This window comes from Aurantibacillus circumpalustris (genome assembly GCF_029625215.1).
Lineage (GTDB): Bacteria > Bacteroidota > Bacteroidia > B-17B0 > Aurantibacillaceae > Aurantibacillus > Aurantibacillus circumpalustris.
Genome location: NZ_CP121197.1, coordinates 4,040,998 through 4,064,601, shown reverse-complemented (window position 1 = coordinate 4,064,601; position 23,604 = coordinate 4,040,998). Strand labels below are relative to the sequence as shown.

Sequence of the window (23,604 nt, the reverse complement as noted above, 5' to 3'; positions counted from 1 at the left end):
AAATTATTTTTTTATTGGATTTTGCAATAAATGATCGAAGCCTTGTAAATTGTTTTTTGCTTTTTTGCTTTTAGTTGCCTTTGTTTTACTTGGATTTCCGGGTAAAACGGCGTTTAGATTAGCGATGCTGCAGAAGAAAACCGCGATGAGGATAATTTTATTTTTCATTGTTGTTTTGTTGATGTGTGTTGTTTATGAGTGCGGTTATTTTATTTTTGTACAATTTTGATAAGTGCCATAATAGGAATCAATTTTTATAATTTAAGGCACATAAATTTAGAATAAAAATTGCAGCATTTTGCTGCAATTTTTATTCAAAGTGATTCTATCATTGCATGTTCCATAATCCATCTAGTAAAACCAAATCTCATTAATGCTGCACAATAATCTTTTGCGTGTTTAATAGTTTGTGACTCTCGTAAAGCTTTATAAAATAAATTCCATTGGTTAAATCACTTGTACTTAAATAAAATTTATTTCCGTTAATCACTTCTTTACTAATCAAACGTCCTGTAACATCAATCAATTCAAGATTCAACTTCACTTCAGTCTTACCAAAATCGAGTGTTAATTGATTTTCAACTGGGTTTGGATAAACACTTAGTTGAGCAATTTTGGAGCTGTTTTCATTTAAACCAATGGTTACTACTGGAAATTGTTTTTCATTACTTACGTTGCTTTTTGTAGTACTGATTGTTTGTGCGGTAGTGCTGGAAAGCCTTGCATTCGGATCGCAGGAAAAGCCACTCATGCCAGTAAACCATTTTACATTGCCAGCTGTTGCAAGCGCGCTGTATTGTGGATCCGTGAAGGCTGTGCCAGAAGTTCCACCAACACTTGTTGTAACGCCAGATAATACATTACGTCTGTATAAAACATAATTTACACTTTGTTGATCAACTCCGCCAATGTTATAGTAATTCCAAGTAAAATTTCCAGTTTGGTTATCCTGAATAAAAATGGTTTTGTGGTAATCACTGATCTGACTTAAATTCCCGCAAGTATCTCTGAACTGAATTTTGTATTTGTAAGAAGAATAATTTGGATTACCATTGTTTGGGCCAATACTGCGGTTAGTATCCACATAACTTCCAAGCGCGTTTTTTGATAGTCGCGCAATCACAGAATAAAACGCAGCACTCGACTCTCTATAAACAATAAACGTATCTGCTTCAGGATAAGAAGCCTTATCCCAATAAATTTCATTATTAATACTGGCACTGTCCACAGTCACTAAACAAATTGTTGGTGTCACAACTGGTGTGGTTTGCACTTGATACTGTGCCGTATTTGTGCAATTAAATGAGTTACTTCCAGTAACAGTATAGGTTGATGTTACAGCTGGTGTAACGCTGATTGTAGTGGTATTGGCTCCGGTATTCCAGGTATAAGAATTTGCTCCACCTGCTGTTAATATACTAGTAACACCCGAACAAATAAAATTAATACCGCTAACTGTAAGAGTAGGGGAAGGGTTAATCGAAATTAATTGAGAAGCAGTATTACTGCACGAAGGCCCTGACGAACCAATAACAGAATACGTACTTGCAGTCGTTGGATTCAATACAATACTTGAACTTGTAGTTGAATTGTTCCATAAGAATGTATTTCCTCCGTTTGCTGTTAAAGTCACAGAGGCTCCTGCACAAACTGCTGTGCTACTTGGAACAATGTTTACAACAAGATTGTTTGCTACAACGAGTGTTGAAGTGGCAGTACTCGTACAATTATTAATACCCGTACCTATTACTATGTATACGGTATTTGTTGGCGGGGAAACGTTAATACTTGAACTACTTGCACCATTGCTCCAAGAGTAAGAATTTGCACCACTTGCACTAATAGTAAAACTATTTCCAGTACAAACCGTACCGCTGTTAACCGTTAGTGTTGGATTTTGATTCACGTTAACCGTAAGCGAAGCAAGTCCTTCACAACCTGCTGTTTCACCTGTTACGGTATAAACGCTTGTAGTGGTTGGATTAGCTGCAAACCCTGCCGTTAAAGGACCATTCGTCCAGGTATAATTTATTGCTCCACTGGCTAAAAGATTACTTGCGTCTCCAGAACAAATTGTGGATGACACAGGAGTAACTGTTAAAACTGGTGTAGCATTTACTGAAATAGTTTGTAATGCAGTATTGGTACAACCCGATGCGGTGGTAGTTCCTGAAATGTTATAAACCGTTGTAACGATTGGACTCACCACATTTGTTGATGAAGTAATCGCGTTTGACCAAGAGAAGGTATTCGCGCCACTCGCTGTGAGTGTTGTCGTGTTACCCGAACAAATAACCGTATTAGTTGCTGCAATGTTTATGGTCGGAGTAGCATTAACCACCATGCTTTGTGAAGCAGAATTAGTACAACCATTTGCAGCAGATCCTATTACGGTTCGTGTATAGTTGCTGGTTGAAGATACTGTGACAATTGTATTATTACCTAAAGCATTACTCCAGGTGTAAGTTGCGGCCCCACCGGCCGTTAGTGTGGCTGAATTAACAGAACACACTACTGTGCTGCTTGCTACAATGCTAACTGTTGGCAAGTTATTTACTACAATACTCTGTGTGGCGGTATTTGTACAACTACCTGCTGTGTTAGTTCCGGTAACAGTGTATATTGTTGTTGCGGTTGGATTCACAGGATTTGCAGCCGTTGAAGGACCGCTAGCCCAAACAAAAGTATTTGCACCACTTGCTGTGAGGGTTGTGGTATTACCTAAACAAATCACACTGCTAGTATAGGCAATGTTAAGCGTCGGTGTAGGATTAACGACAACACTCTGCGTTGCGGCGTTTGTACAACTGCCAATGGTGTTTGTTCCAGTTACAGTATAAATGGTTGTAGCGTTTGGACTCACAGCGCTTGAAGCTGTTGAAGGTCCGCTTGCCCATACATAGGAATTAGCACCGCTGGCAGTGAGAGTAGTTGTTTTACTTGAACAAATCACGCTGCTTGTAAAAGCAATGTTAAGAGTTGGTGAAGCATTCACTGCAACACTTTGTGTAGCTGTGCTTGTACAACTGCCTGCTGTGTTAGTGCCTGTTACGGTATAAGTTGCGTTTGCGTTTGGACTCACAGGATTTGCAGCTGTGGAAGGTCCGCTTGCCCAAGCGTAAGTATTGGCGCCACTGGCCGTAAGTGTTGTTGTTTTGCCTGAGCAAATCACACTGCTCGTATAAGCAATGTTAAGGGTTGGTGTAGCATTCACTACAATGTTTTGTGTAGCTGTATTTGTACAACTACCAACTGTGTTGGTTCCAGTAACAGTATAAATTGTTGTGGAAGTAGGATTCACTGCATTTGCTGGAGTGGAAGGTCCGCTTGTCCATACATAGGAGTTGGCACCACTGGCTGTAAGTGTGGTGGTATTGCCCGAACAAATCGTACCGTTTGTGACAGAGATATTGACAGTCGGTGATGGATTTACTATAATATTTTGAGTAGCAACATCAGTGCAGCCTCCAGCTGAATTAGTTCCGGTAACAGTATAAATAGTAGTTGAATTTGGGCTCACAGGATTTGCTGCCGCAGAAGGACCGCTTACCCATACATAAGTATTAGCACCGCTGGCGGTAAGGGTGCTTGTTTTGCCTGAGCAAATAACGCTACCCGTAAAAGCTATACTTACAGTTGGCGAAGTATTCACCAAGATAGTTTGCACGGCCTGATTCGTGCAACCATTAACGGCAGTTCCGGTAACCGTTCGTGTAAAATTTGCATTTGGACCGGTTATAAAAGGATTAGCTGTGCTTAAAGTGGTACTGTTATTGCTCCATAAATAACTGACCGCCCCACCTGCTGTCAGTGAAACAGTATTGGCAGAACAAATAACGGTGCTGCTTGGTGTAATAGTAACATTTGGTGAAGCGTTTACCGTAACGCTACAAGTAACAACATTAGAAACACAACCTGAACCGCTTGAGCCTTGAACCGTATAATTTGTTGTGGTCAGTGGACTTACCAAAGCGCTACCCCCTTGATAAGTATAGCTAATGGCTCCAGTTGGAACTATACTAAATGAATTACCAGAACATATTGTTGTGTTTGTTATTACCACGGTGGGCGTGGTGTTTACCAATACACTTGCCACCGCCGTGTTTGACGATACGCAAGCATTTGTTGCCGTGCCCGTAACCGAATAAGTACTGGTGTTCACAGGACTCACTATAAACGTACCACCGCTAATAGTATAAGTACTTGCTCCTCCTGGAGTAAGTGTTACCGGTTGGCCTGAACATATTGTTGCGCTGTTAATTGAAACTGTTGGGCTTGCTTTTACCGAAACCGTTGCCACAGCAGTATTGGTGCAACCACTAACATCTGAGCCAGTAACCGTATAAGAAGTTGTTGTACCCGGACTTACCGTAAACGCTCCACCCGTAATGGTATAGGTACTTGCGCCACCTGGCGTAAGCGTAGCGCTCTTGCCAGAACATATTGTTGCGCTGTTTACGCTTACAGGTGGCAATGTGTAAGGAAAATTCACAACAGTAGCTTTTTGGCTGTTGCCATAATCTGAATACACCACATAAGGCGTTCCGCTGCCGTCAATGGCTATGGAAGTGTAATAGGCAGTTCCTGCTGAAAAACCTGCCGAGCTAACGTTAACCCAAGTACTGCCGTTAAATTTCATTACAGTAGCTTTGTCGCTGTTGGTATTGTCCGAGTAAACAACATAAGGCGTTCCGCTGCCGTCTATAGCTATCTGGGTGTAATAGGCAATTCCTGCTGAAAAATTTGTAGAGCCAACGTTAACCCAAGTACTGCCGTTAAATTTCATTACGTTGGCTTTGTAGTAGGTCTTGTCAAGATATACCACATAAGGCGTACCGCCGCCATCTATGGCTATATTTGTGTAATCAGATTCCGCACCCGAAAATCCCTGTGAGCCAACAAGTACCCAGGAGCTGCCATTAAATTGCATCACAGAAGCCTTGCCAACGATGCCCCAGTCTTTGAATACCACATAAGGTGTTCCGCTGCCGTTTATGGCTATGGAAGTGTAATAGGCTTGCGCACCCGAAAATCCCTGTGAGCCAACAAGTACCCAGGAGCTGCCGTTAAATTTCATCACGGTGGCATATAGGTTGTTGCTAAAGTCTGAATATGCTACATAAGGCGTACCGCTGCCGTCAATGGCTATGGAAGTGTAAGCGGCTTGCCCTGCCGAAAAGCCTGCCGAGCCAACAGTAACCCAAGCACTGCCGTTAAATTTCATCACGGTGGCTTTGCTGCTGTTGGCAACATCGGAGTACACCACATAAGGCGTACCGCTGCCGTCTATGGCTATGGCAGTGTAAGCGGCTTGCCCTGTCGAAAAGCCTGCCGAGCCAACAGTAACCCAAGCACTGCCGTTAAATTTTTTTACGGTGGCTTTGCTGCTGTTGGCAACATCGGAGTACACCACATAAGGCGTCCCGCTGCCGTCTATGGCTATGGAGGTATAATCGACTTGGCCTGGTGAAAATCCTGCCACGCCCACGGTTTGCGATGATCGCGTGCATTGGGCGTTTGCAGCAAGGCCAAAAAGAGAGAAGGTAAGTAAGAAGAGTTTCGTCATACCCATTAAATTTTTCCTTTTACTGGCATTCATTTGAGTGCTAAACGCACCCGTGGAAATTGTATTTATTTTATTTTTCATAGCATGTGTGATAATTTTTATTCATTATGTGTTGCACTTGTCTACTAATTTAGAGTACAGGTAAGCTAATCAGGGCAAGATTCAAGGATTTTATGAGAAACAAATTCTTTTAATACTATAAAAAACAGAAATTGTAGGAGACCAGCTAAATTAACTAAATTACCGGATAAACTAACCATAATTTTCCTTGGTAAAAGCACTAAATTATTTAGATTTTCTCTACTCATTTTTTCTCTTGTTACTCATCCAGTCCATTCTGCAAAGCGTATTTTACTAAGCCAGCTACATTTCTTACGTTCAATTTACTTACCAAATTCTTCCTATGCGTTTCCACAGTATTGGTGCTAATAAACAGCTTCTCCGCTATCTCCTGTGTGGTATGCTCTTTTACAATCAATTTGAGTACATCCTTTTCACGTTCTGTTAGTTCTACAATCATGGCGTTTCTATTCGCCACCTTTTTCTTCTGAATGCCAGCCATAATCTGTTCAGTTACTTCCTTGCTGAAAAAAGATTCGCCTTTCATCACTGTTTCAATGGCAAGTACTAATTCTTCCTTGCCAGTGTTTTTCAAAACATAACCATCAGCCCCAGCGCGCAACAATTTTTCAATCTGGTCGCGGGTACTAAACATGGTCAACATAATTATTTTAAGGTCGGGAAATTTTTGTTTTACAATTTTCATCGCTTCCATGCCGTCCATCACCGGCATACTCATGTCCAATAAAATAAGATCTACCTTTTGTTTGTTTACAAATTCGGTAACCTCAAAACCGTTATGAGCTTCGCCAATAATTTGGATGCGTTTATTATTCACGAGCAGAGATTTTATCCCATCTATGAACATTTGATGATCGTCAGCTATTAGTACTCGTATCATGTGTTAAAGGTATTTCGATTATTGATATGGTTCCATGTCCGGGCTTAGAGTCTATATTGTAAGTACCGCCCATTTTATAGGCACGCCCTTCCAAATTTTTTAAACCCATGCCCTTACTTTTCTCTTTCAAATCAAAGCCAACACCATTGTCTTCAACTGTAACTGCAATAGAATCTTCAGTTCTGTTTAATTGAATGGTAAGATTTTTTGCTTTTGCGTGTTTTAATACATTGTTCACGATTTCCTGCATCATTCTAAAAACGCCGATCTCAATATGTTGTTCCATCCGTTCTTCAATTCCGTAACACAAAAATTTACATTTCAGAATCTTGCTTTCTGTTATACTTTCGCACAATTCCTCGAGTGCTGGAATTAATCCAAAAGTAATCACCATGCCGGTACTTAAATTTTGAGCGATGCGCCGTACTTCCAAAACAGCTTCATCTAAAAGACTGCTGGCTTTATCGTACTGTTTCTGATTGTCCGCCTGATGAATATCTATTTTCTCGTTAAGGTTTCCGAATAATATTTTTACAGTCGAAAGCATGCTTCCAAGCCTGTCGTGTAGATCAGTCGCAATACGTTTTCGCTCCTCTTCCTGGCCTTCAATCATGGCGTCGTAAGATTTAATTTCTTGTTCTTTTAAAAGGCTTGAGATTTTTTCCTTCGCAATTTGTTCATTCTTTCGTGCAAGTTTATTACGTTGTCTATAATAAAAACTAAGGCCAAACAGAATCAGTATTAATATGATGCTTCCGGCAATAAAAAAATTACGTTGAGCAGCTTTACTTTTATTCTGTTCATTAAGAAGTGTTATTTGTTGTTCTTTTTTTTCTGTTTCATACTTGGTGCGTACTTCCGCAATTTGTTTTATTTTTTCTTTGTTTAATAAGCTTTCATTGAGTTTTGAATATTTTACATGCGTTTCGTAGGCCCTGCGGTAATTCCCTAATATGCTGTGTGATTCAGAGAGAAGGGGTAAAACTTTTAATACCATTGCATTGCTTTCTTGCACTTCCAACGCTAACAGAGCTTTTTCAAAATAATGTACAGCACTATCTTCTTTGTCGCGGTTATAAAAAAATACACCTATGTTAAAAAGAATTTCGCCCGCCCAATTTTTTAAGCCATGAACATTATAATAGTTCAAAGCGCTTTTGTAACAGTCCATTGCTTCTGCATCTTCGTCCAAAGCCTCGTAGCAAGCACCAAGTATATTTAAATTGATTGCAACCGCTCTTTCATTCCTAAGTGATTCATCTATTGCTTTGCTTTTCAATAAATAGTGAATCGCTTTGTTGTACTTATCACTTTGGTAATAAATCATACCGTACGTTCTATAGATAATGGATAGTGCAGATAAATCCTGATTCCTGCTAACTATTTTTTCTGCTTTTGATAAAAAATTCAAGGCTTGAATCGTCTCTCCATAATTAAAACTTGATTGCGCTAGTACTGTGAATACCTCACTAATACCCAGAGAATCGCGATTCTCTTCAAACAATTTTAATGCCTTATAGAATAAAAAGAAGGCGGAATCTTTTTTACCAATTGATTCGTAAACTGACCCAAGGTACTTGTATGATTCAGCTACAATAGTAGGAGTGTTTATTTTTGTTCCAAGGTTTATGGCTTCGAAAAGTGACAACTTGGCCGAATCATAACTTCCACGAAGATAAAGATGGTTTCCCGAAAGACTTAATGATTTACAAATCCCTCTTTTGTAATTATATTTTTTTGAAAGTAAAAAAGCTTCTGCATTAAGTATTCTGGAAGAATCAAGATTACCGGAGTCAAGAGTCTTAGATTTCGTCAGAATACTCTCTATGTAAAGACTATCCTTTATATTCTGCGCATAGGCTATTGAAACAAAACAGCAGATTGATAATAAAAATGTTTTATAATTTATTTTACGCATAGATATAGGGTACTCTTTAGCAACAGCTTTTACTTTTGATCTAGTGGTTGTCCGACATTAGTGCTACTTTTAGCGCGTACTTTTTTTCCTTGGGCATCGAAATTTGAACCCATAAAAGTAACGGCACCTTTATTGATATCTAGATTATTTGAATAATCGATATAGGTGAGGTGATGGGTCTTGTACCCTTCAGTATGTTCATGAAATCCTCCTGGAGGCAATGTTGTAGGGATGTCGTGCTCATAGGATACGAATAATTCGTAATGTACTTTGTCTGGATCGCTATTGTCGTCTTGTGCTATAACAGCACTGAGATTATTCGAACCAAAACTAGGATCCGGATAATCTTCAAGCAGAGTGACCGAAAAGGTATAAGTGTAATTATATGTTCCGTCAGCTTGCGATTCCTTATCCCAGCTAATTACTTTAAGATTTACTACGTTTAGTACTTCTCCATGTCCCATGATTTTAATTTTTTAATGATTAATAAATAAGTTCTCAGTTTGTAATAGTAAACAGAATTAAGAATATTTACTTAGTACTGCAAATTATTACGAGACAAAATTGCACTAACAGCTAGACTCAAAAAACACTATTAACCATGAAAAACGCTTATCCCTGAAAACCGTGAGGGTTCGTTTTTCAGCAGAAGGTCTATTTTTCTGCCACCAAGCTGTGTTCAACCTCGTCGTAAGCTTTTACTGCTATAGAAGCAGTTCTTTCACCCTCCATGCTTACCAATACTACTCGGTAATAATAAAAACTAGCATCTGCATCAGTGTCTTCAATCTCATAGCTTCTATTAAGAAGCGAATATCCAGCTGCCTTTACTCTGTTAATAGTAACATAGTTTACCTGGTCTGTCGAGCGTTCCACTATAAAGTAGCTGCTGTTGACTTCTTTTTGGGTTGTCCACATTAAACTATGACTGTTCTCCTCGTTTGATATACTTACAGAAATCACCGAACTTATCTCGGTAGTCTGAGCAAAAGCATTATAGCTGATCAACATCGAAGCCACTGCTATTAAGGTCATTAAATTTTTCATGTTATTTGTTTTTAAATGAATACTAGAGTACGATACAAAGTTGCAGCAACAGCGCTCGTTTTAAAACACCGTAAATAATGAAATGTTAGAATTGCGGAAACCGTGAGGTGGATGGCTGTTTTCAGTGAGGCCAGCTAAAACTTATATGTGTTTTAAGGCTCTAATAGACACCTTTTGAAAGAGAATGGTTGATCCTAAATAAAAACCGAGTGATTGATATTTATCAAACTTTATTTATATTTGCCCATGACCTTTAGGTTGCTTATAATTGCTACCCTTGTCTCCTTTTCTCTTTCTATTTTTTCGCAGTCCTCAAAAAAACTATTTGATGCGGGTGAAAAATTGGAGAAAACAGGAGAGTTTGACTTGGCTATTTTGGAATATTCAAAGGCCATTGAATTAGATCCTGTATATATAAAAGCCTACACCCATCGTGCCTTTTGTTATGAGAAAACGGGGAAAAAACAAGAAGCTGTTGATGATTTTAAGAAGGTTTACGATCTTAAACCAACCGAAAAAACAAGTTGTTATAATGCTGGAAGAGTTCTTATAGACCTTCAAAATTATATTGAGGCCGATGACATGCTTAGGAAAGCCTTACATATTGATAAGTCATACAAAGAGGCGATAGAGGCAGAAATTAAAGTAACCGTGGAAGTTAAAGCCTTTGACTTTGGTCTTGAAGTTACTCAAATGGCAATTGATATTGAAAAATCTGCCGAGCATTATTTTAACCATGCGCTCATGTTTGATAGTTTAAATAAATGGAATGAAGCAGAGAAGTTTTATAAATTATCAATTAACGCCAAAGCGAAAAACGTTGCCGCTATGGGTAATTTGGTATTTGTACTTCAAAAGCTCAGAAAATTTGATGAGGCAATGGTTAATTGCAACGCACTGCTTAGTATGGATGAAAATAACGTTCGTGCTTTATCTGCACGTAGCTCAATTTATGCTAGCAAACTGGATTATCAAAATGCTTTAAACGATATTACCAAAGCAATAGTGATAGATTCTGATATTGGTGATTACAAAAAAAGAGCAAAATATTATGAAACTATGGATCAGTTTAATAATGCAATAAGTGACTATACAACGATACTTGCTAAAAACAAAAATGATTTAGAAACGTATATTGATAGAGCTTATGCCTACGAGCAAGTGCAAAAACCAAAAGAAGCTATAAAGGATTATAAAAAAGTGGTCCTTTTTCCGGGTGTAAATGACGACGTTCTTGCAAATGCGCAGGCTAAGATTTTTAAATTAGGACAGGAAAGTAATAAGCCTGTAATAGAGCTCACTTCGATTATTGCTGAAAATAATACTATAAAAATTACTTTAGAAGAAAACCAATTTACTATAATTGGAAGAGTAAAAGATGCAAGTTTAATTAAAAATATAGATGTAAGTTTCGGGCGCGTTAACTATGTAAAAGATTCTTTAAATCCTGAATTCAAAATAATTATTGATGATGTTGCATCAGCTGAATATTTAAATATCAAAGCAACAGATATATATGATAATACAGAACTGGTTCACTTTGCATTTGAAAAAATTGAAAGGGATAAACCTGAAATTAAAATTGAGGTTCCGGTTACTACGCTGGAGAATGAAATAAATTTAGAACTTGACGGAACAAATCTGTTTATCAAAGGAAAAATTGTAGATGCAAGTTTAATCGCGTCAGTTACCTTCGATGGAATGCTGGCTTCTTTTGATAATACTTTACTCAATCCAGAATTTACTATCAATTTAAAAATCGAAAATAAAGAAACAATTTCTCTTGCTGTAAAAGACATTCATGGCAACGAAAACCTTCAAACCTACCGACTTAATAGGAATGGAGTAACCGCTACGAAAAATAATCCTATGGGAAATACCTGGGTTGTTTTTATTGAGAACAGTCAGTACTATGAATTTTCTTCTTTAGAAGGTCCAGCAAAAGACGTGCTAGCAATGACTTCAGCGCTCGCTAATTATAAGATTACGAAAATTATCACCAAAAAAAATCTAAGTAAAGTAGAAATGGATAAGTTTTTTTCCATCGAACTTCGCGAGGAGATTAAAAATAATAATGTTACTTCCCTAATGATCTATTATGCGGGTCATGGTAAATATGTAAGTCCTACAGGTTATTGGATTCCGGTTGATGGAAAATCAGACGACGAGTTTAGTTATTATGGCATTAACGCTTTACGTGTGGCCATGCAATCCTATACAAATAAACTTACACACTTACTTGTAATTACAGATGCCTGTGAATCGGGTGCTACTTTTTTAATGGCCATGAGAGGTTCTAATGACGAGGAGAAAAAATGTGATAATAAAGAACTTACTCGGTCCAGGTCAGCACAAGTGTTTACTTCAGCGGGTTTTGAGCTTGCTGCCGATAATTCTTATTTCAGCAGAGGTTTGGTATCATCACTAAACAATAATTCAGAATCATGCATCTCCATTGATAAAATTGTAAAAAAGGTAACTTACACACTTTCTAAAAACGGCGGACAAAATCCTAAATTTGGAAGAATAAAAGATTTAGACGATGAAGGAGGTACCTGGTTTTTTATTAAGAACTAGACACAGTTCAATCAGAAGCCAAATTGATCTCGATAAGACTTACCAATTCGAAGGTAGGCTTTTATTATATTCTTGAAATAGTCTTTAACCCTTTAAACAAATTTCCTTTTTATTTGTCTTCTTAAATGATATTTATACTTTCATAAAAAATTCTAAAAAATGAATAAAATCTATTACTTATCAAGCTGCAGCACCTGTGCCAGAATTATTGATGAACTTAAATTAAAGGAAAAAAAGTTTGTTTTTCAGGATATAAAAACGGAAACGATTAGCAAGACTCAAATAGAGGAAATGAAGGATCTCAGCGGTTCTTATGAAGCTTTGTTCAGTCGGGTAGCATTGAAATATAAAACATTAGACCCTAAGCCATCTTCAGAAGCAGAATTTAAAAAACTGATCCTTTCAGAGTACACTTTTCTGAAAAGACCAGTTATTATAACAAAAGGAAAAATTTTTATTGGTAATAGCAAAGCCAATGTTCAAGCTGCTAAAGAGAGCTTAACAAAATAAACAGTACTTACTTTGTACTGTTTTGTTCCAAAGGAGTCTTATCACCTTTGTGACCTTTCATGTGATTTTTTCGTCTCTCTTGATGATTCTTTTTTTCTTGCCCCCACTTGGCTTTTTGATCAGGAGTCAACATGGCCGTAACCGTTGTATTAAAACTGGTTTTGTTTAGGCGCATTTGAGTGTGAATCTCTTTTCTTTCATCAGGTGTGGTGCAACCCTTCATTTTTTCTCTAAGAGGTTCGTTGGCTTTAACCCTATTTAACGAAGCCTGTTCCCATTTTGTTTTTTGATCACCAGTCAACGCTAGTTTTTTCTCTGCTCTTTCCGCGTCCTTCTTAGCGCGTTCTTCAGGTGATAATTGTTTTCGTTCAACTCTTTCTGAAGTTTTTGCAGGATCTGCATTTAGAGTTTGTGCCTCCAGTTTAATTGTCATCGATGCAACAAGGCAAATGGCTAAAATTGATTTTTTCATAGTGATTTTTCTTTTTAGATGAAATAAATCCGCTAAGGTTTAAGCTAATACAATCAATGCTTTCTAAAGAAATGTTAATAGTCATAAGTCGATAGTTTTTAGCAATAGTCGCGATTGCCCTTTGCCAACTGAATACTGCCAACTGCTTCCTGTCCTACTTATGTTCCCTTATGTTTCTTATATGGTTTATTTTTTCGTTTATAGTTGTAAAATCTACCACCTGCTATCAGTGTTCCATTGTGTCCTTAGTGCCTCCGTGGTTGAATATTACCAACCGCCAACTGCTGCCGTATACCGCCCGCAGTCCTTCTTATGTGGCCTTATGTTTCTTATATGGTTTATTTGATAGTCGTAAGTCGATAGTGGTCCATGCCGACTGCCTCCATACAAAATCTCCTCCCCTGAATAAGTGAAATATATAACATTAAAGAATCGTTTTATAACAGTTTACTTCAAACGAATTTGATCTTTGTCATAAGAAATGAACCAAATCTATATCAAAATTAAGGAGCAAAAAATCATGGAAACAAACACGAAAAATTTATTTATAGTTGACGCTAGTGTGATTACGGCCAATAACCTAAAAAACTATCTTCAAAACAGGTTTGGAACATCTTTTTATATAACCGCTTTTAATGATGGCGAGACTTGTTTAAAAGAAATAAATTCAAGCACCGACTTTGTGATAATGGATTATGCTCTAAAAGGTAAAAACGGTTTGCAGATTTTAAAAGAAATAAAGGCAATTAATCCCAAAACAGAAGTCATCATGCTTTCTGCCAACAAAGATATTGCCGTAGCAATTGAATCATTTAGAAATGGTGCCACGGATTATGTTGTAAAAGGAAAGGGTTCGGCAAAAAGAATTAAAGATAAAATTTACCATTTGCTAACTGCCCCCATTAGAATTTTGGTTAAGGAATTCGGAGTTTCTAAATTTATGGCAGCCTTTTTAACAACCTTTGTTAGTATGGGTATTATTGTATTTGTGGTGATGAAAGCAATGTACTAAGATCGCGTCGTACAAGAAAAACACATGTGAAGAAAAACAAAATACGAACTATTTTTACAGACGAATTTTAATTCTAAATAGGTTACTTTTCAAAAGTTTCCATTAGTTCCTTCCATATTGGAGGAACCGTAATACTTGTATTTGTAACATAGTCCATTGCAACCAAAATTCCAATAACCTTAGCACATTCTATAAATTCGTTATTGACTTTTTTTACAATGGAATTCTTAAAACGAATACTCTTATTGCCAAAACTTAATACTTTAGTACAGCAGTAAATATCGTCGTTGAGGTGAACTTGTTTTACATGATCAATTTCTGTCCGCCCAAGTATAAATCCATTTTCGCTCCAGTTGACTTCATCTTTAAGCACATCTTTAAAATACGTTACGCGTCCGAGTTCAATGTAATTATGATAAACCGAATTGTTTACATGATTTAATTTATCAATATCACAAAAACGAATTTGTATGGGAATGATATGTTTATAATCTTGGTAATTCATTAAATCTGACGGTTCAATAACTCTAATGCAAAATGTTTTAGACTCTCAATTTTTAATTTTGGAGCATTAATTTTTTCAAGACAATCAATAGCAATACGTGTGTGTTTATCAGCTTCCTCTTCACACATCTGTTTAATATTTAGTTCGTTAAAAATAGATAACATTCTTTTAATTTTTTCTTCAGGATGGCTCAGTGATAAAACTGTTGCAATTTCTTTGTGTTGTTTCGGGTTTGCTAATTCAATTGCTTTGAGAAGCAAAAATGTTTTTTTATTCGCAAGAATATCTCCGCCAATTTGTTTACCGAATTTTTCTGTATCAACAGCAAAGGCATCTAGAAGATCATCTAACAATTGAAACGAAATTCCTAGATGTTTGCCAAATTCATACAAATTCTCTTGATCTTTTTCACCGGCTTCTGCCGTAATAGCCCCCATTTTTAAACTGCAACCTAATAAAACCGCTGTTTTCAGTGTTATCATGTCAAGATAATCTTCAACAGTGACGGTGTCCGATTTTTCAAAGTTCATATCCAGTTGCTGTCCTTCACACACCTCAATTGCAGTCTTATTAAAGAGAATACTGAGTGATTTAAAAATAGTTGATTCATAGGATTCCAAACACTGAAATGCTTTTACCAACATTACATCGCCACTTAAAATAGCAATGTTGTGATTCCATTTTACATGTACAGTGGCTTTGTTTCTACGTAATGGCGCTGCATCTAAAATATCATCGTGTACAAGGGAAAAGTTATGGAATAACTCCACTGCCAAAGCTACGTCCAATGCCTTTTGCGCCACTGCATCAAAAAGATCGCAAGCAATTAAAGCAAGAAGCGGTCTCACACGTTTACCGCCCAAAGATAAAATGTATGCCTCTGGTTGATATAACTCCGCTGGATGTTTTTCTGATAAGGAAGACGTATGTTTATCTATATGCTCGGAGAATAATTTTAATAAGGCAGCGTAGTCTTTCACAATAAACTATTTCGAGTTCTTAGCCACTTCTAATAAATAATTGCCATAACCACTTTTGGTGAGTGGTTGAGCTATTGTAATGAGCTGTTCTTTGTTTATGTAACCCATATTAAAGGCAATTTCTTCAATGCATCCAATCTTTAAACCTTGACGTTCTTCAATTACCTGGACAAATTGACCAGCTTGCATTAGAGACGGAAAAGTGCCTGTATCTAACCAAGCTGTGCCTCTATCCATAATGGAAACCTTTAATTTACCTTGTTTTAAATATTCTTTGTTTACATCGGTAATTTCGTATTCACCTCTCGGACTAGGTTTTAAATTTTTAGCAATCTTTACAACTTCGTTATCGTAAAAATATAAACCGGGTACCGCGTAATTTGATTTTGGTTCACTTGGTTTTTCTTCAATGGAAAGTACATTGTTTTTTTTATCAAACTCAACAACACCATAGCGTTCAGGATCACTAACGTGGTAGGCAAATACAACGCCGCCAACAGGATTATTTATCTGTTTTAAAGCGCTGCCTAAACCAACGCCGTAAAAAATATTATCACCAAGAATCAGCGCAACTTTATCTTTTCCAATAAATTTTTCGCCGATTACAAATGCTTGTGCGAGTCCGTTTGGAATTTCTTGAACGGCGTAGGTAAATTTACACCCTAAACTTTCGCCATTTCCCAATAAACGTTCAAAATGAGGAAGATCGTGCGGTGTAGAAATAATCAACACCTCGTTAATACCTGCCATCAAAAGCACAGACAAAGGATAATAAATCATCGGTTTGTCATAAATTGGCATCATTTGTTTGCTCATTGCCAATGTAAGTGGATGTAAGCGTGTGCCCGATCCGCCTGCCAAAATAATTCCCTTCATAAAATTTGATTAAAAAAAACGAAGTTACAAAATTATTAAAACGATTGTTATTAATAGTGAAAATCAGTCTGATTTTATTGCTGCAATATTTGAAAACAGCTAGTTTGGAGTATGTTATCTCAAGCCTCCAAAATAAAAAAAGTATGAGTGGTATTACTCACATTGGCGCGCTTACTTTGAGGAAATCCGCCAAAGGAAGTGGGTACTTAATGCTCATAATATTGACTTTAAAAAAAAGTAGAAAACATCCTTTTTTCGTACGCAATAATTGATCATTTTCGGTTCCAGAAATAAAGTGGTTATTAACAAACCTGTATTTACAAATTAAGCCTTTAATTGAGTGAAAATAGCTTTTCAACCAGTGAAATGTTAAATTTCCGCTTGTATTTTTCGTATCTTTGTAGTAATATTAAAATCTGAGAAAAATTAGATTTAAATTTTTGGCTCACATATGAAAATACATCTTAATAAATTTCTAGTCATTTTGTTCTTGACGTTTCTTTTTAAACAAACGTCTTATGGACAGTTAACCGTTCCAAATTACTCATCATGTCCCTGTCAAACTCAAACAGCTACTGCTAACTGGAACAATGTGAGCAATATTACTTATTCTTTGTATGTGCCTCCTGCGGTGGTAGGTGGCCCCCCAACGGCAAGTTGGGGAGGCAGCAGCTCTTTTACGATTTCTAATTGCAGTCCTGTATTAACTTCAATTCAATATACACTTGTTGGAGCAGGAAGTGCCCTATCAGTACCGGTTACTAATACGGCTACGTTTTCCTTAACCGTAATTCCTCCCCCCGCAATGGCTCTTTCAAGCAATCAGTTTTTTTGTAGTGGAACCAACATTGTTATTAATGCACCAATTGGAGGAAATACATACAGTTATACGGGGGCTGGAGCAGGACCTACTTTTACATCTGGCTCGCCTGTAATTACAATTCCCGGTGCTCTGCCGAACTGGGGGCCAAATGTTACTGTTACTACAGTTGTAAACGGCTGTACACTAACTGGCTCAACTCCAATAAGCGTATCACCAATTTTACCTATAAATATTAGCGCTCCTGTAAATACTTGTGAACCTACCGCTGCTCAATTTCCTACGTCCTGCATTACATTGACTGCTAATTTGCCTGGTGGAGTTAATTACCAATGGATCGATCAGTTTGGTGCTGATATTAATGGAGCGACAGCTTTTAACCATCAAATTTGCAACATAACACCCACAACGGCTGGTGTGTATAAAGTAAAAGTGTATCAACCTTTCAATGGACTTTTTTGTCCTTATACGGCCTCAACATCCATATCAATAGTTGCAACAAATCCCGTCGCGGTTTCGGCGTCGCCATCTGGTACAATTTGTCAAGGGGCTAATTTGAATTTATCAGCCAGTGCGGGTGGTGCAACCGCTTGGTTATGGAATGGACCCGGTTTTTCGTCTTCTATAGCTAATCCGGTGCTTAATTCTGCGGTGCCTTTAATGTCTGGTAAATATATAGTAACTGCTATTTTTCAGGGCGCATTTATAACTTGTTCAACAAAAGACTCTGTTAACGTTTCTATCATTCCAGTTTCTGCCCCATTAATTACTATGCCACCGTCTGTGTGTGAAAATCAGCAACTAACATTTTCGGGATCTGGTGCATCAAACCCTACTTCCCATGTTTGGTCAGGACCTTTGTTTACAGGAACTGTGCCAGCTACTTATCCTAACTTCCCAATGACATATTCAGTTTTTAATACCCCTGTAAGCGCTTCTGGTACTCAGTTTTTAACCGTGTATTTTGGCGTTGGTCAGCAATGCTCGGCTTCAAGCTCAGTTCAATTAAATGTGGTTCCAGTAAATACTGTTTCTGTTATACCGCCTACTCAAGTGTGTTCACCAAACAATGCTTTTTTGCAAGCCTTAGCCAATGGCGCAAATCAATACTTATGGGTTGGCCCAAATAATTATACAGTACCTACTCAGAATGGAAATGCCTGGGTGTATTATCCTGACGCGAATGCAAATGGTATCTATACCGTGACGGCTTATTTTGGTGGTGGCAGTAATTTAGTCTGTTCTAACACAAATACTCTAGAATTAGTCGTAAATCCTGTATTGCATTTTAGCCTCGATCCGCGTCAACAGCTTTGTTATAATACACCTGTTACTGTGGAAGGTCCAGCCGGAGCAACGAGCTATACCTGGACAAGTTCAACTGGTTATACTTCCAATAATAAAGACCTTATTTTAAATTCGGCTCAGCCCAATAATTCAGGAACGTATACGCTGGTTGTTGCGCTAGGCCCTTGTGAGTCTTATGGTGAAACCGAATTAGTTGTGTTAACACCAATTCAATTTTCTTTAACACCTTTTGATAGAACTATTTGTAAAGGGGACACAATCTTTTTAGAAGGTGCTGCTATTGGCGGAAGTCAGAACTACGCTTATACCTGGAATCCGTCTCTTTATTTGGAGTCTCCAACTATACCGAAACAATATGCAGTGCCTCTTGGTTCGTTAAATTATAATTTAATGGTGCACGATATAGCTTGCCCTAATTATACGATTGGACATTCTTTTGATGTAACTGTAAAGCAACCTCCTGAACCAAAGCTCGAATTGGAACGTTATTTTGGATGTGAGCCTTTAAAACTTAATTTAAATAGTCAAACTCAAACCGAAGCCTTTATCACTACCTATGATTTTGGAACTGGTTTAGTCGTGCAAACCGATTCGATAATAGAAAATTATCCTTTAAAAGCTGGTACTTATACTTTAACTGTATACTCTAAAGGTAAAAATGGCTGCAGTGGATCATATAAATATCCATACCCAATAACGTCATTCCCGAGTCCTAATTCAGAAGTAACTTGGAGTCCTGAGCCACCAACTACAAATGATGAAATAGTTTTTTATCCTTCTTCTAAAACAGAACCTATGACTTCATATAACTGGAGTTTTCTTGGAGGTTTTACCCCAGGGGATACCAATACTACAAGTTCCCCAAGTGTTAATTATACTGTTGATATTAAAAACCCAACACGTAAATACCCAAGTTATGGCGAGTATCCGGTTGTGCTTGTAAGTACTAATCAGCATGGTTGTATTGATACAGTGTTTAGCATTGTAAAAGTAATTGATGAATTGCAGATATTTATTCCTAATTCGTTTACTCCAAATGATGATGGTGTGAATGATATTTTCATTCCTAAAGGTACTGGAATGAAAGTGGAAGGTTATACATTGGATATTTTTAATAGAGCGGGTATAAATGTTTTTACGACAAAAGACATTAATCATGGTTGGAACGGTAAGGTTGGCGGCCAATTTGCAAAAGACGCAACATACATTTATCTTATTCGTGTTGTAGGATTAAATGGAGAAGGTCGCAAAGAATATACCGGATATGTAACAATCATAAAATAAACAAAAAATTATAACTTTTGATAATCCCCTTGCCTTATGACAAGGGGATTTTTTATTTTTATACCTACAAATTATTATGAAACAATACCACGATCTCATGCAACACGTTTTAAACGTGGGGGCAACAAAAACCGATAGAACGGGTACAGGAACAATTAGTGTATTCGGTTACCAAATGCGTTTTAATTTGCAGGAAGGGTTTCCCTTATTAACCACTAAAAAACTTCATACCAAAAGTATAATACATGAGTTGTTATGGTTTCTAATGGGCGATACCAATATTAAATACCTTAAAGACAATGGTGTAAGTATTTGGGATGATTGGGCCGATGAAAATGGAAATCTGGGCCCGGTATATGGATCGCAATGGCGCAGCTGGCCTTTGCCTAATGGTGGACATATTGATCAGATTACGCAAGTGATTGATATGATTAAAAAAAATCCTGATTCACGACGACTAATTGTAAGTGCCTGGAACGTAGCAGAAATAAATAATATGAAATTACCGCCTTGCCACGCTTTTTTTCAGTTTTATGTAGCAGATGGAAAATTAAGTTGCCAGCTTTATCAACGCAGCGCAGATATTTTTTTAGGAGTACCTTTTAATATAGCTTCCTACGCGCTATTAACAATGATGGTGGCGCAGGTATGCGGACTGCAAGCAGGTGAATTTATTCATACGCTTGGAGACGCACATCTTTATTCGAATCACATTGATCAGGCAAAACTTCAGTTAACACGTGACCTAAGAACCCTCCCGATAATGAATATTAATCCAGATGTTAAGTCTATTTTTGATTTTAAATTCGAGGACTTTCAATTAGAAAATTACGACCCTCATCCTCATATTAAAGCAGCGGTAGCGGTGTAGTGATTAATACTATACTAGATTAATAGCACCTTATAAATTACAAACACATATGATAGCGACTATATTTCATGCTGGTAAAGAATATAAAATTGATTTTTTTAAACCAATCGATATTTCCATTCCTCTAGTAGCAGATAAATCTTGTGTTAGTGCTTGGTATGTAGAACCTATGTCGCTTGAACCTGTGGTAATGGGTGATTGGATTGGCGATGTGAACCAGGGTGGAAGCGTAAATTTTAGAAACATTAAATTTAATCCTCATGGAAATGGAACGCATACAGAATGCGTGGGACATATCAGTAAAGAGTTTTATACGATAAATAAAAATCTGAATCGCTTTATGTTTGTAGCTGAAGTAATAACTGTTTTACCTCAGGTATTAGATTCAGGAGATTTTGTTATCACACGAAAACAATTGGAAACATTGCTTTCAGAAAGAGGAAAGCCAGAAGCGATAGTAATAAGAACACTCAGCAATGGCTTAAATAAATTAACAGTAAATTATAGTAACACTAATCCACCCTATGTATTAAAAGAAGCAATTGATTTTTTAAACGAGTTAGGAGTTGTTCATTTATTAATAGACATGCCAAGCATTGATAAAGAATCGGATGGTGGAAAATTAGAAGCGCATCACGCGTTTTGGAATTACCCACAAGACGCTCAATTACACAAAACAATTACTGAGTTCATATATGTGCCAAACGAAATTGAAGATGGTACTTATATTTTAAATTTACAGATTGCACCTTTTGAAAACGACGCGAGCCCAAGTAAACCTATACTTTATAAAGTGTTTTAATTATTTTGAAGCAGATTTATTTAGAAACTGTTCATCACTTAAACTCAATAAAAAGTTTTCTAAATCTTTTTTTTCTTCTTCACTTAAATTAAGCGGTTTATTTAATAAGCTATCTCTGTTTATCGAATTAGGAATAAATTTATCGGGCGTATCGTAATAATCAATTACTTCCCTTAAGGTTTTAAATTGTCCATTGTGCATGTAGGGTCCAGTTTGAGCGATGTTGCGCAGACCAGGTACTTTAAAAGCTCCAAGATCTTTTTTATTTCCACTTATTGTATAACGTCCTTCGTCATTTAAATTCTTTCCATTATAAAGTCCAATGTTTTTAAAACGATCATTTCCAGTAAAATCTACCCCAAAATGGCAATCAAAACACTTGCCTTTTTTATTGAATAGTTTTAACCCACGTTTTGCGCTTTCACTCATCAAGGTTGTATCATCACCGCTCATGTATTTATCAAAAACAGTATTGCCGGTTTCAAGCGTTTCTTCGTAGGCTGCAATGGCTTGTCCTAATAATGCTTTTGAAGGCACTTTACCATAAACATGCTGAAAAGCTTCTAAGTATTCTTTGTTTTTTAAAAGTCTACGAATGCTAAGCGTAAGTGGAAAATCCATTTCAACATGATTCTCCATTGGGCCAAGAGCTTGTTCAGATAAAGTTTCCGACCTTCCATCCCAAAAGTAAAAATTACGATTGCTCTGATTCATGGCACTAGGCGTGTTTCGCGTGCCTAAACGATGAAACACCCCTTCGCTTAAGGCGGTATTGTCGGCAAAGGCAAACTCGGGCTTGTGACAACTGGCGCAACTTATAGAGCTGTCGCGTGATAAAATGGGATCAAAAAATAAACGTTCTCCAAGTTCAGTTTCGGTTGTTATTTTTTCTTTTTTTACTGTTTCTACGCAACTAGAAAATAGTGTAAATACAGTAATCGTTTTTAATATCACTTTCATTTTTTTAACGCGTTCTAATCAATCTTTCAAATAAAAAACTCTACATTTAGGTTTTCCAAAAATAGGAATAAATTATAGACTTTAGCCCAGCTGAATGGACGATACAACAGAGGATATACCACAGAAAAAAATTCCTTTTAATAATTTATATTTAATTTCAGGTTTAGTGCACGGCTTTAATAAAAGCTGGATGTACGTTTTTACTATTCTACTTCTTGTTTTCGGCTATTTACTTTTTCAATCTGCTGTTGTTTCTCCTCTTGTAAATATTCTCATGGAGAATGGATATTCAATGACAGATATAACTAAAAACGCAAATTTACTCTTCGATGCAGATGCTTTAAAACTTGACCGAAACATAGTTCTATTACTTGAGTTAGGCATGTTTGTATTTGGTTTTATTGGGTTTTATGTTGGAGTGCGGTTTTTTCATCATAAACTGTTTACGAGTATTTTAACAGGTTATGAAACATTTCGTTACAAACGTTTTTTGTTTGCCTTTTTTGTTTGGGGCTTGTTATTAGTGTGTCTTGTACTTACTGAATATTTTCTTTTTCCGGCAGAAATTAGTATTCAGGGAAAAGAGGCGCTTGGCGGCGGAATTGAATTTAATTATACAGGTTTTTTTATATCACTATTAATTATGGTAGTGTTTATGCCTATTCAAACTGGTTTAGAAGAAGTGGTTTTTAGAGGTTATTTGATACAAGGTTTGTCTCAAGTGTTTAAAAACGGTTATGTACCGTTAATACTTACATCTGTATTGTTTGGTTTAGCTCACATGAGTAATCCTGAAGTAAAAGCGTATGGCTGGCCAATTATGTTAACATATTTTTGCGGTTTTGCTTTATTTATGGGGGCTATTACACTAATTGATGAAGGATTGGAGTTAGCCTTTGGCATACATTTTGCAAACAACATTGTGAGTAGCGTTTTAGTATCTACTCCAAACTCTGTTATAAAAACCTATTCTGTTTTTGAAACAACTGCGCAGGATCCTTATTCAGAAATGGGAACTTGGCTAATACTGGCTGTTGTAACTTTTGGAATTTTTTGGTTTAAGTACGAGTGGAAAAATTTTAGTCTGATTATAAAATAGTTGTTACGAAATATCCGTCGGTTGTTATAATACAAA

Annotated in this window: 18 protein-coding genes; 7 read left to right on the top strand and 11 right to left on the bottom strand. The window is 36.9% G+C overall.

The features are described from left to right. Window positions 1-3: 3 nt before the first annotated feature. The 6 genes from P2086_RS16875 to P2086_RS16850 all read right to left on the bottom strand — a co-directional run bounded on the left by P2086_RS16875 (window position 4) and on the right by P2086_RS16850 (window position 9,492). The gene (locus P2086_RS16875; protein WP_317897932.1) at window positions 4-168 is read right to left on the bottom strand and encodes a hypothetical protein; all 165 of its coding nucleotides are present in this window, start codon (window positions 166-168) and stop codon (window positions 4-6) included. Window positions 169-370: 202 nt separating this feature from the next. Next, entirely contained in the window at window positions 371-5,647 is a 5,277-nt protein-coding gene (locus tag P2086_RS16870; protein ID WP_317897931.1) for a T9SS type A sorting domain-containing protein, read from the bottom strand. Between the two features lie 238 nt (window positions 5,648-5,885). After that, window positions 5,886-6,527, bottom strand: a complete 642-nt coding sequence (locus P2086_RS16865; RefSeq protein ID WP_317897930.1) for a response regulator — start codon at window positions 6,525-6,527, stop codon at window positions 5,886-5,888. Then, a complete protein-coding gene (locus P2086_RS16860) occupies window positions 6,505-8,445 on the bottom strand; it encodes a tetratricopeptide repeat-containing sensor histidine kinase (protein WP_317897929.1) in 1,941 nt (646 codons plus the stop codon). The genes P2086_RS16865 and P2086_RS16860 overlap by 23 nt, the downstream gene beginning before the upstream one ends. Window positions 8,446-8,474: 29 nt before the next feature. Beyond that, window positions 8,475-8,909, bottom strand: coding sequence for a hypothetical protein (locus tag P2086_RS16855; RefSeq protein WP_317897928.1), 435 nt, complete (start codon window positions 8,907-8,909; stop codon window positions 8,475-8,477). Window positions 8,910-9,099: 190 nt separating this feature from the next. Beyond that, entirely contained in the window at window positions 9,100-9,492 is a 393-nt protein-coding gene (locus P2086_RS16850) for a hypothetical protein (protein ID WP_317897927.1), read from the bottom strand. A gap of 246 nt (window positions 9,493-9,738) precedes the next feature. Between P2086_RS16850 and P2086_RS16845 the strand changes: the two genes are divergently transcribed. Then, complete coding sequence (locus P2086_RS16845) at window positions 9,739-12,069, top strand: caspase family protein (RefSeq protein ID WP_317897926.1); 2,331 nt, start codon at window positions 9,739-9,741, stop codon at window positions 12,067-12,069. 159 nt (window positions 12,070-12,228) lie between these two features. Then, window positions 12,229-12,579 (top strand): arsenate reductase family protein, encoded by a 351-nt coding sequence (locus P2086_RS16840; protein WP_317897925.1) that lies wholly within the window; start codon window positions 12,229-12,231, stop codon window positions 12,577-12,579. Window positions 12,580-12,586: 7 nt separating this feature from the next. Here the strand turns inward: P2086_RS16840 and P2086_RS16835 are convergent, their stop codons facing one another. Beyond that, window positions 12,587-13,051 (bottom strand): DUF4890 domain-containing protein, encoded by a 465-nt coding sequence (locus P2086_RS16835; protein ID WP_317897924.1) that lies wholly within the window; start codon window positions 13,049-13,051, stop codon window positions 12,587-12,589. A gap of 520 nt (window positions 13,052-13,571) precedes the next feature. Here P2086_RS16835 and P2086_RS16830 point away from each other — a divergent pair. Further along, complete coding sequence (locus P2086_RS16830) at window positions 13,572-14,063, top strand: response regulator (RefSeq protein ID WP_317897923.1); 492 nt, start codon at window positions 13,572-13,574, stop codon at window positions 14,061-14,063. 82 nt (window positions 14,064-14,145) lie between these two features. Here the strand turns inward: P2086_RS16830 and P2086_RS16825 are convergent, their stop codons facing one another. From P2086_RS16825 to rfbA, 3 genes are read right to left on the bottom strand one after another with little or no spacing between them, the layout of a single operon-like run. Then, on the bottom strand, window positions 14,146-14,568 hold the full coding sequence (locus P2086_RS16825; protein ID WP_317897922.1) for an acyl-CoA thioesterase: 423 nt from the start codon (window positions 14,566-14,568) through the stop codon (window positions 14,146-14,148). Next, complete coding sequence (locus tag P2086_RS16820; protein ID WP_317897921.1) at window positions 14,568-15,548, bottom strand: polyprenyl synthetase family protein; 981 nt, start codon at window positions 15,546-15,548, stop codon at window positions 14,568-14,570. Before P2086_RS16820 ends, P2086_RS16825 begins: the two co-directional genes overlap by 1 nt. 6 nt (window positions 15,549-15,554) lie before the next feature. Then, entirely contained in the window at window positions 15,555-16,424 is an 870-nt protein-coding gene (gene rfbA, locus P2086_RS16815; RefSeq protein WP_317897920.1) for a glucose-1-phosphate thymidylyltransferase RfbA, read from the bottom strand. A 451-nt stretch (window positions 16,425-16,875) separates the two neighbouring features. Between rfbA and P2086_RS16810 the strand changes: the two genes are divergently transcribed. The 3 genes from P2086_RS16810 (at window position 16,876) to P2086_RS16800 (ending at window position 21,509) form a co-directional block, all read left to right on the top strand. Next, window positions 16,876-19,836 carry a T9SS type B sorting domain-containing protein gene (locus P2086_RS16810; protein WP_317897919.1) on the top strand — a complete coding sequence of 987 codons (2,961 nt, stop codon included), beginning with the start codon at window positions 16,876-16,878 and terminating at the stop codon, window positions 19,834-19,836. Between the two features lie 76 nt (window positions 19,837-19,912). Continuing rightward, entirely contained in the window at window positions 19,913-20,707 is a 795-nt protein-coding gene (locus P2086_RS16805) for a thymidylate synthase (RefSeq protein WP_317897918.1), read from the top strand. Window positions 20,708-20,756: 49 nt separating this feature from the next. Further along, window positions 20,757-21,509: a cyclase family protein gene (locus P2086_RS16800; protein ID WP_317897917.1), complete on the top strand. Its 753-nt coding sequence runs from the start codon at window positions 20,757-20,759 to the stop codon at window positions 21,507-21,509. Here the strand turns inward: P2086_RS16800 and P2086_RS16795 are convergent, their stop codons facing one another. Next, window positions 21,510-22,469: a cytochrome-c peroxidase gene (locus P2086_RS16795; protein WP_317897916.1), complete on the bottom strand. Its 960-nt coding sequence runs from the start codon at window positions 22,467-22,469 to the stop codon at window positions 21,510-21,512. A gap of 94 nt (window positions 22,470-22,563) precedes the next feature. Here P2086_RS16795 and P2086_RS16790 point away from each other — a divergent pair, with 94 nt between their 5' ends. Further along, window positions 22,564-23,568 (top strand): CPBP family intramembrane glutamic endopeptidase, encoded by a 1,005-nt coding sequence (locus P2086_RS16790; RefSeq protein WP_317897915.1) that lies wholly within the window; start codon window positions 22,564-22,566, stop codon window positions 23,566-23,568. The last annotated feature ends 36 nt before the right edge of the window (window positions 23,569-23,604 follow it).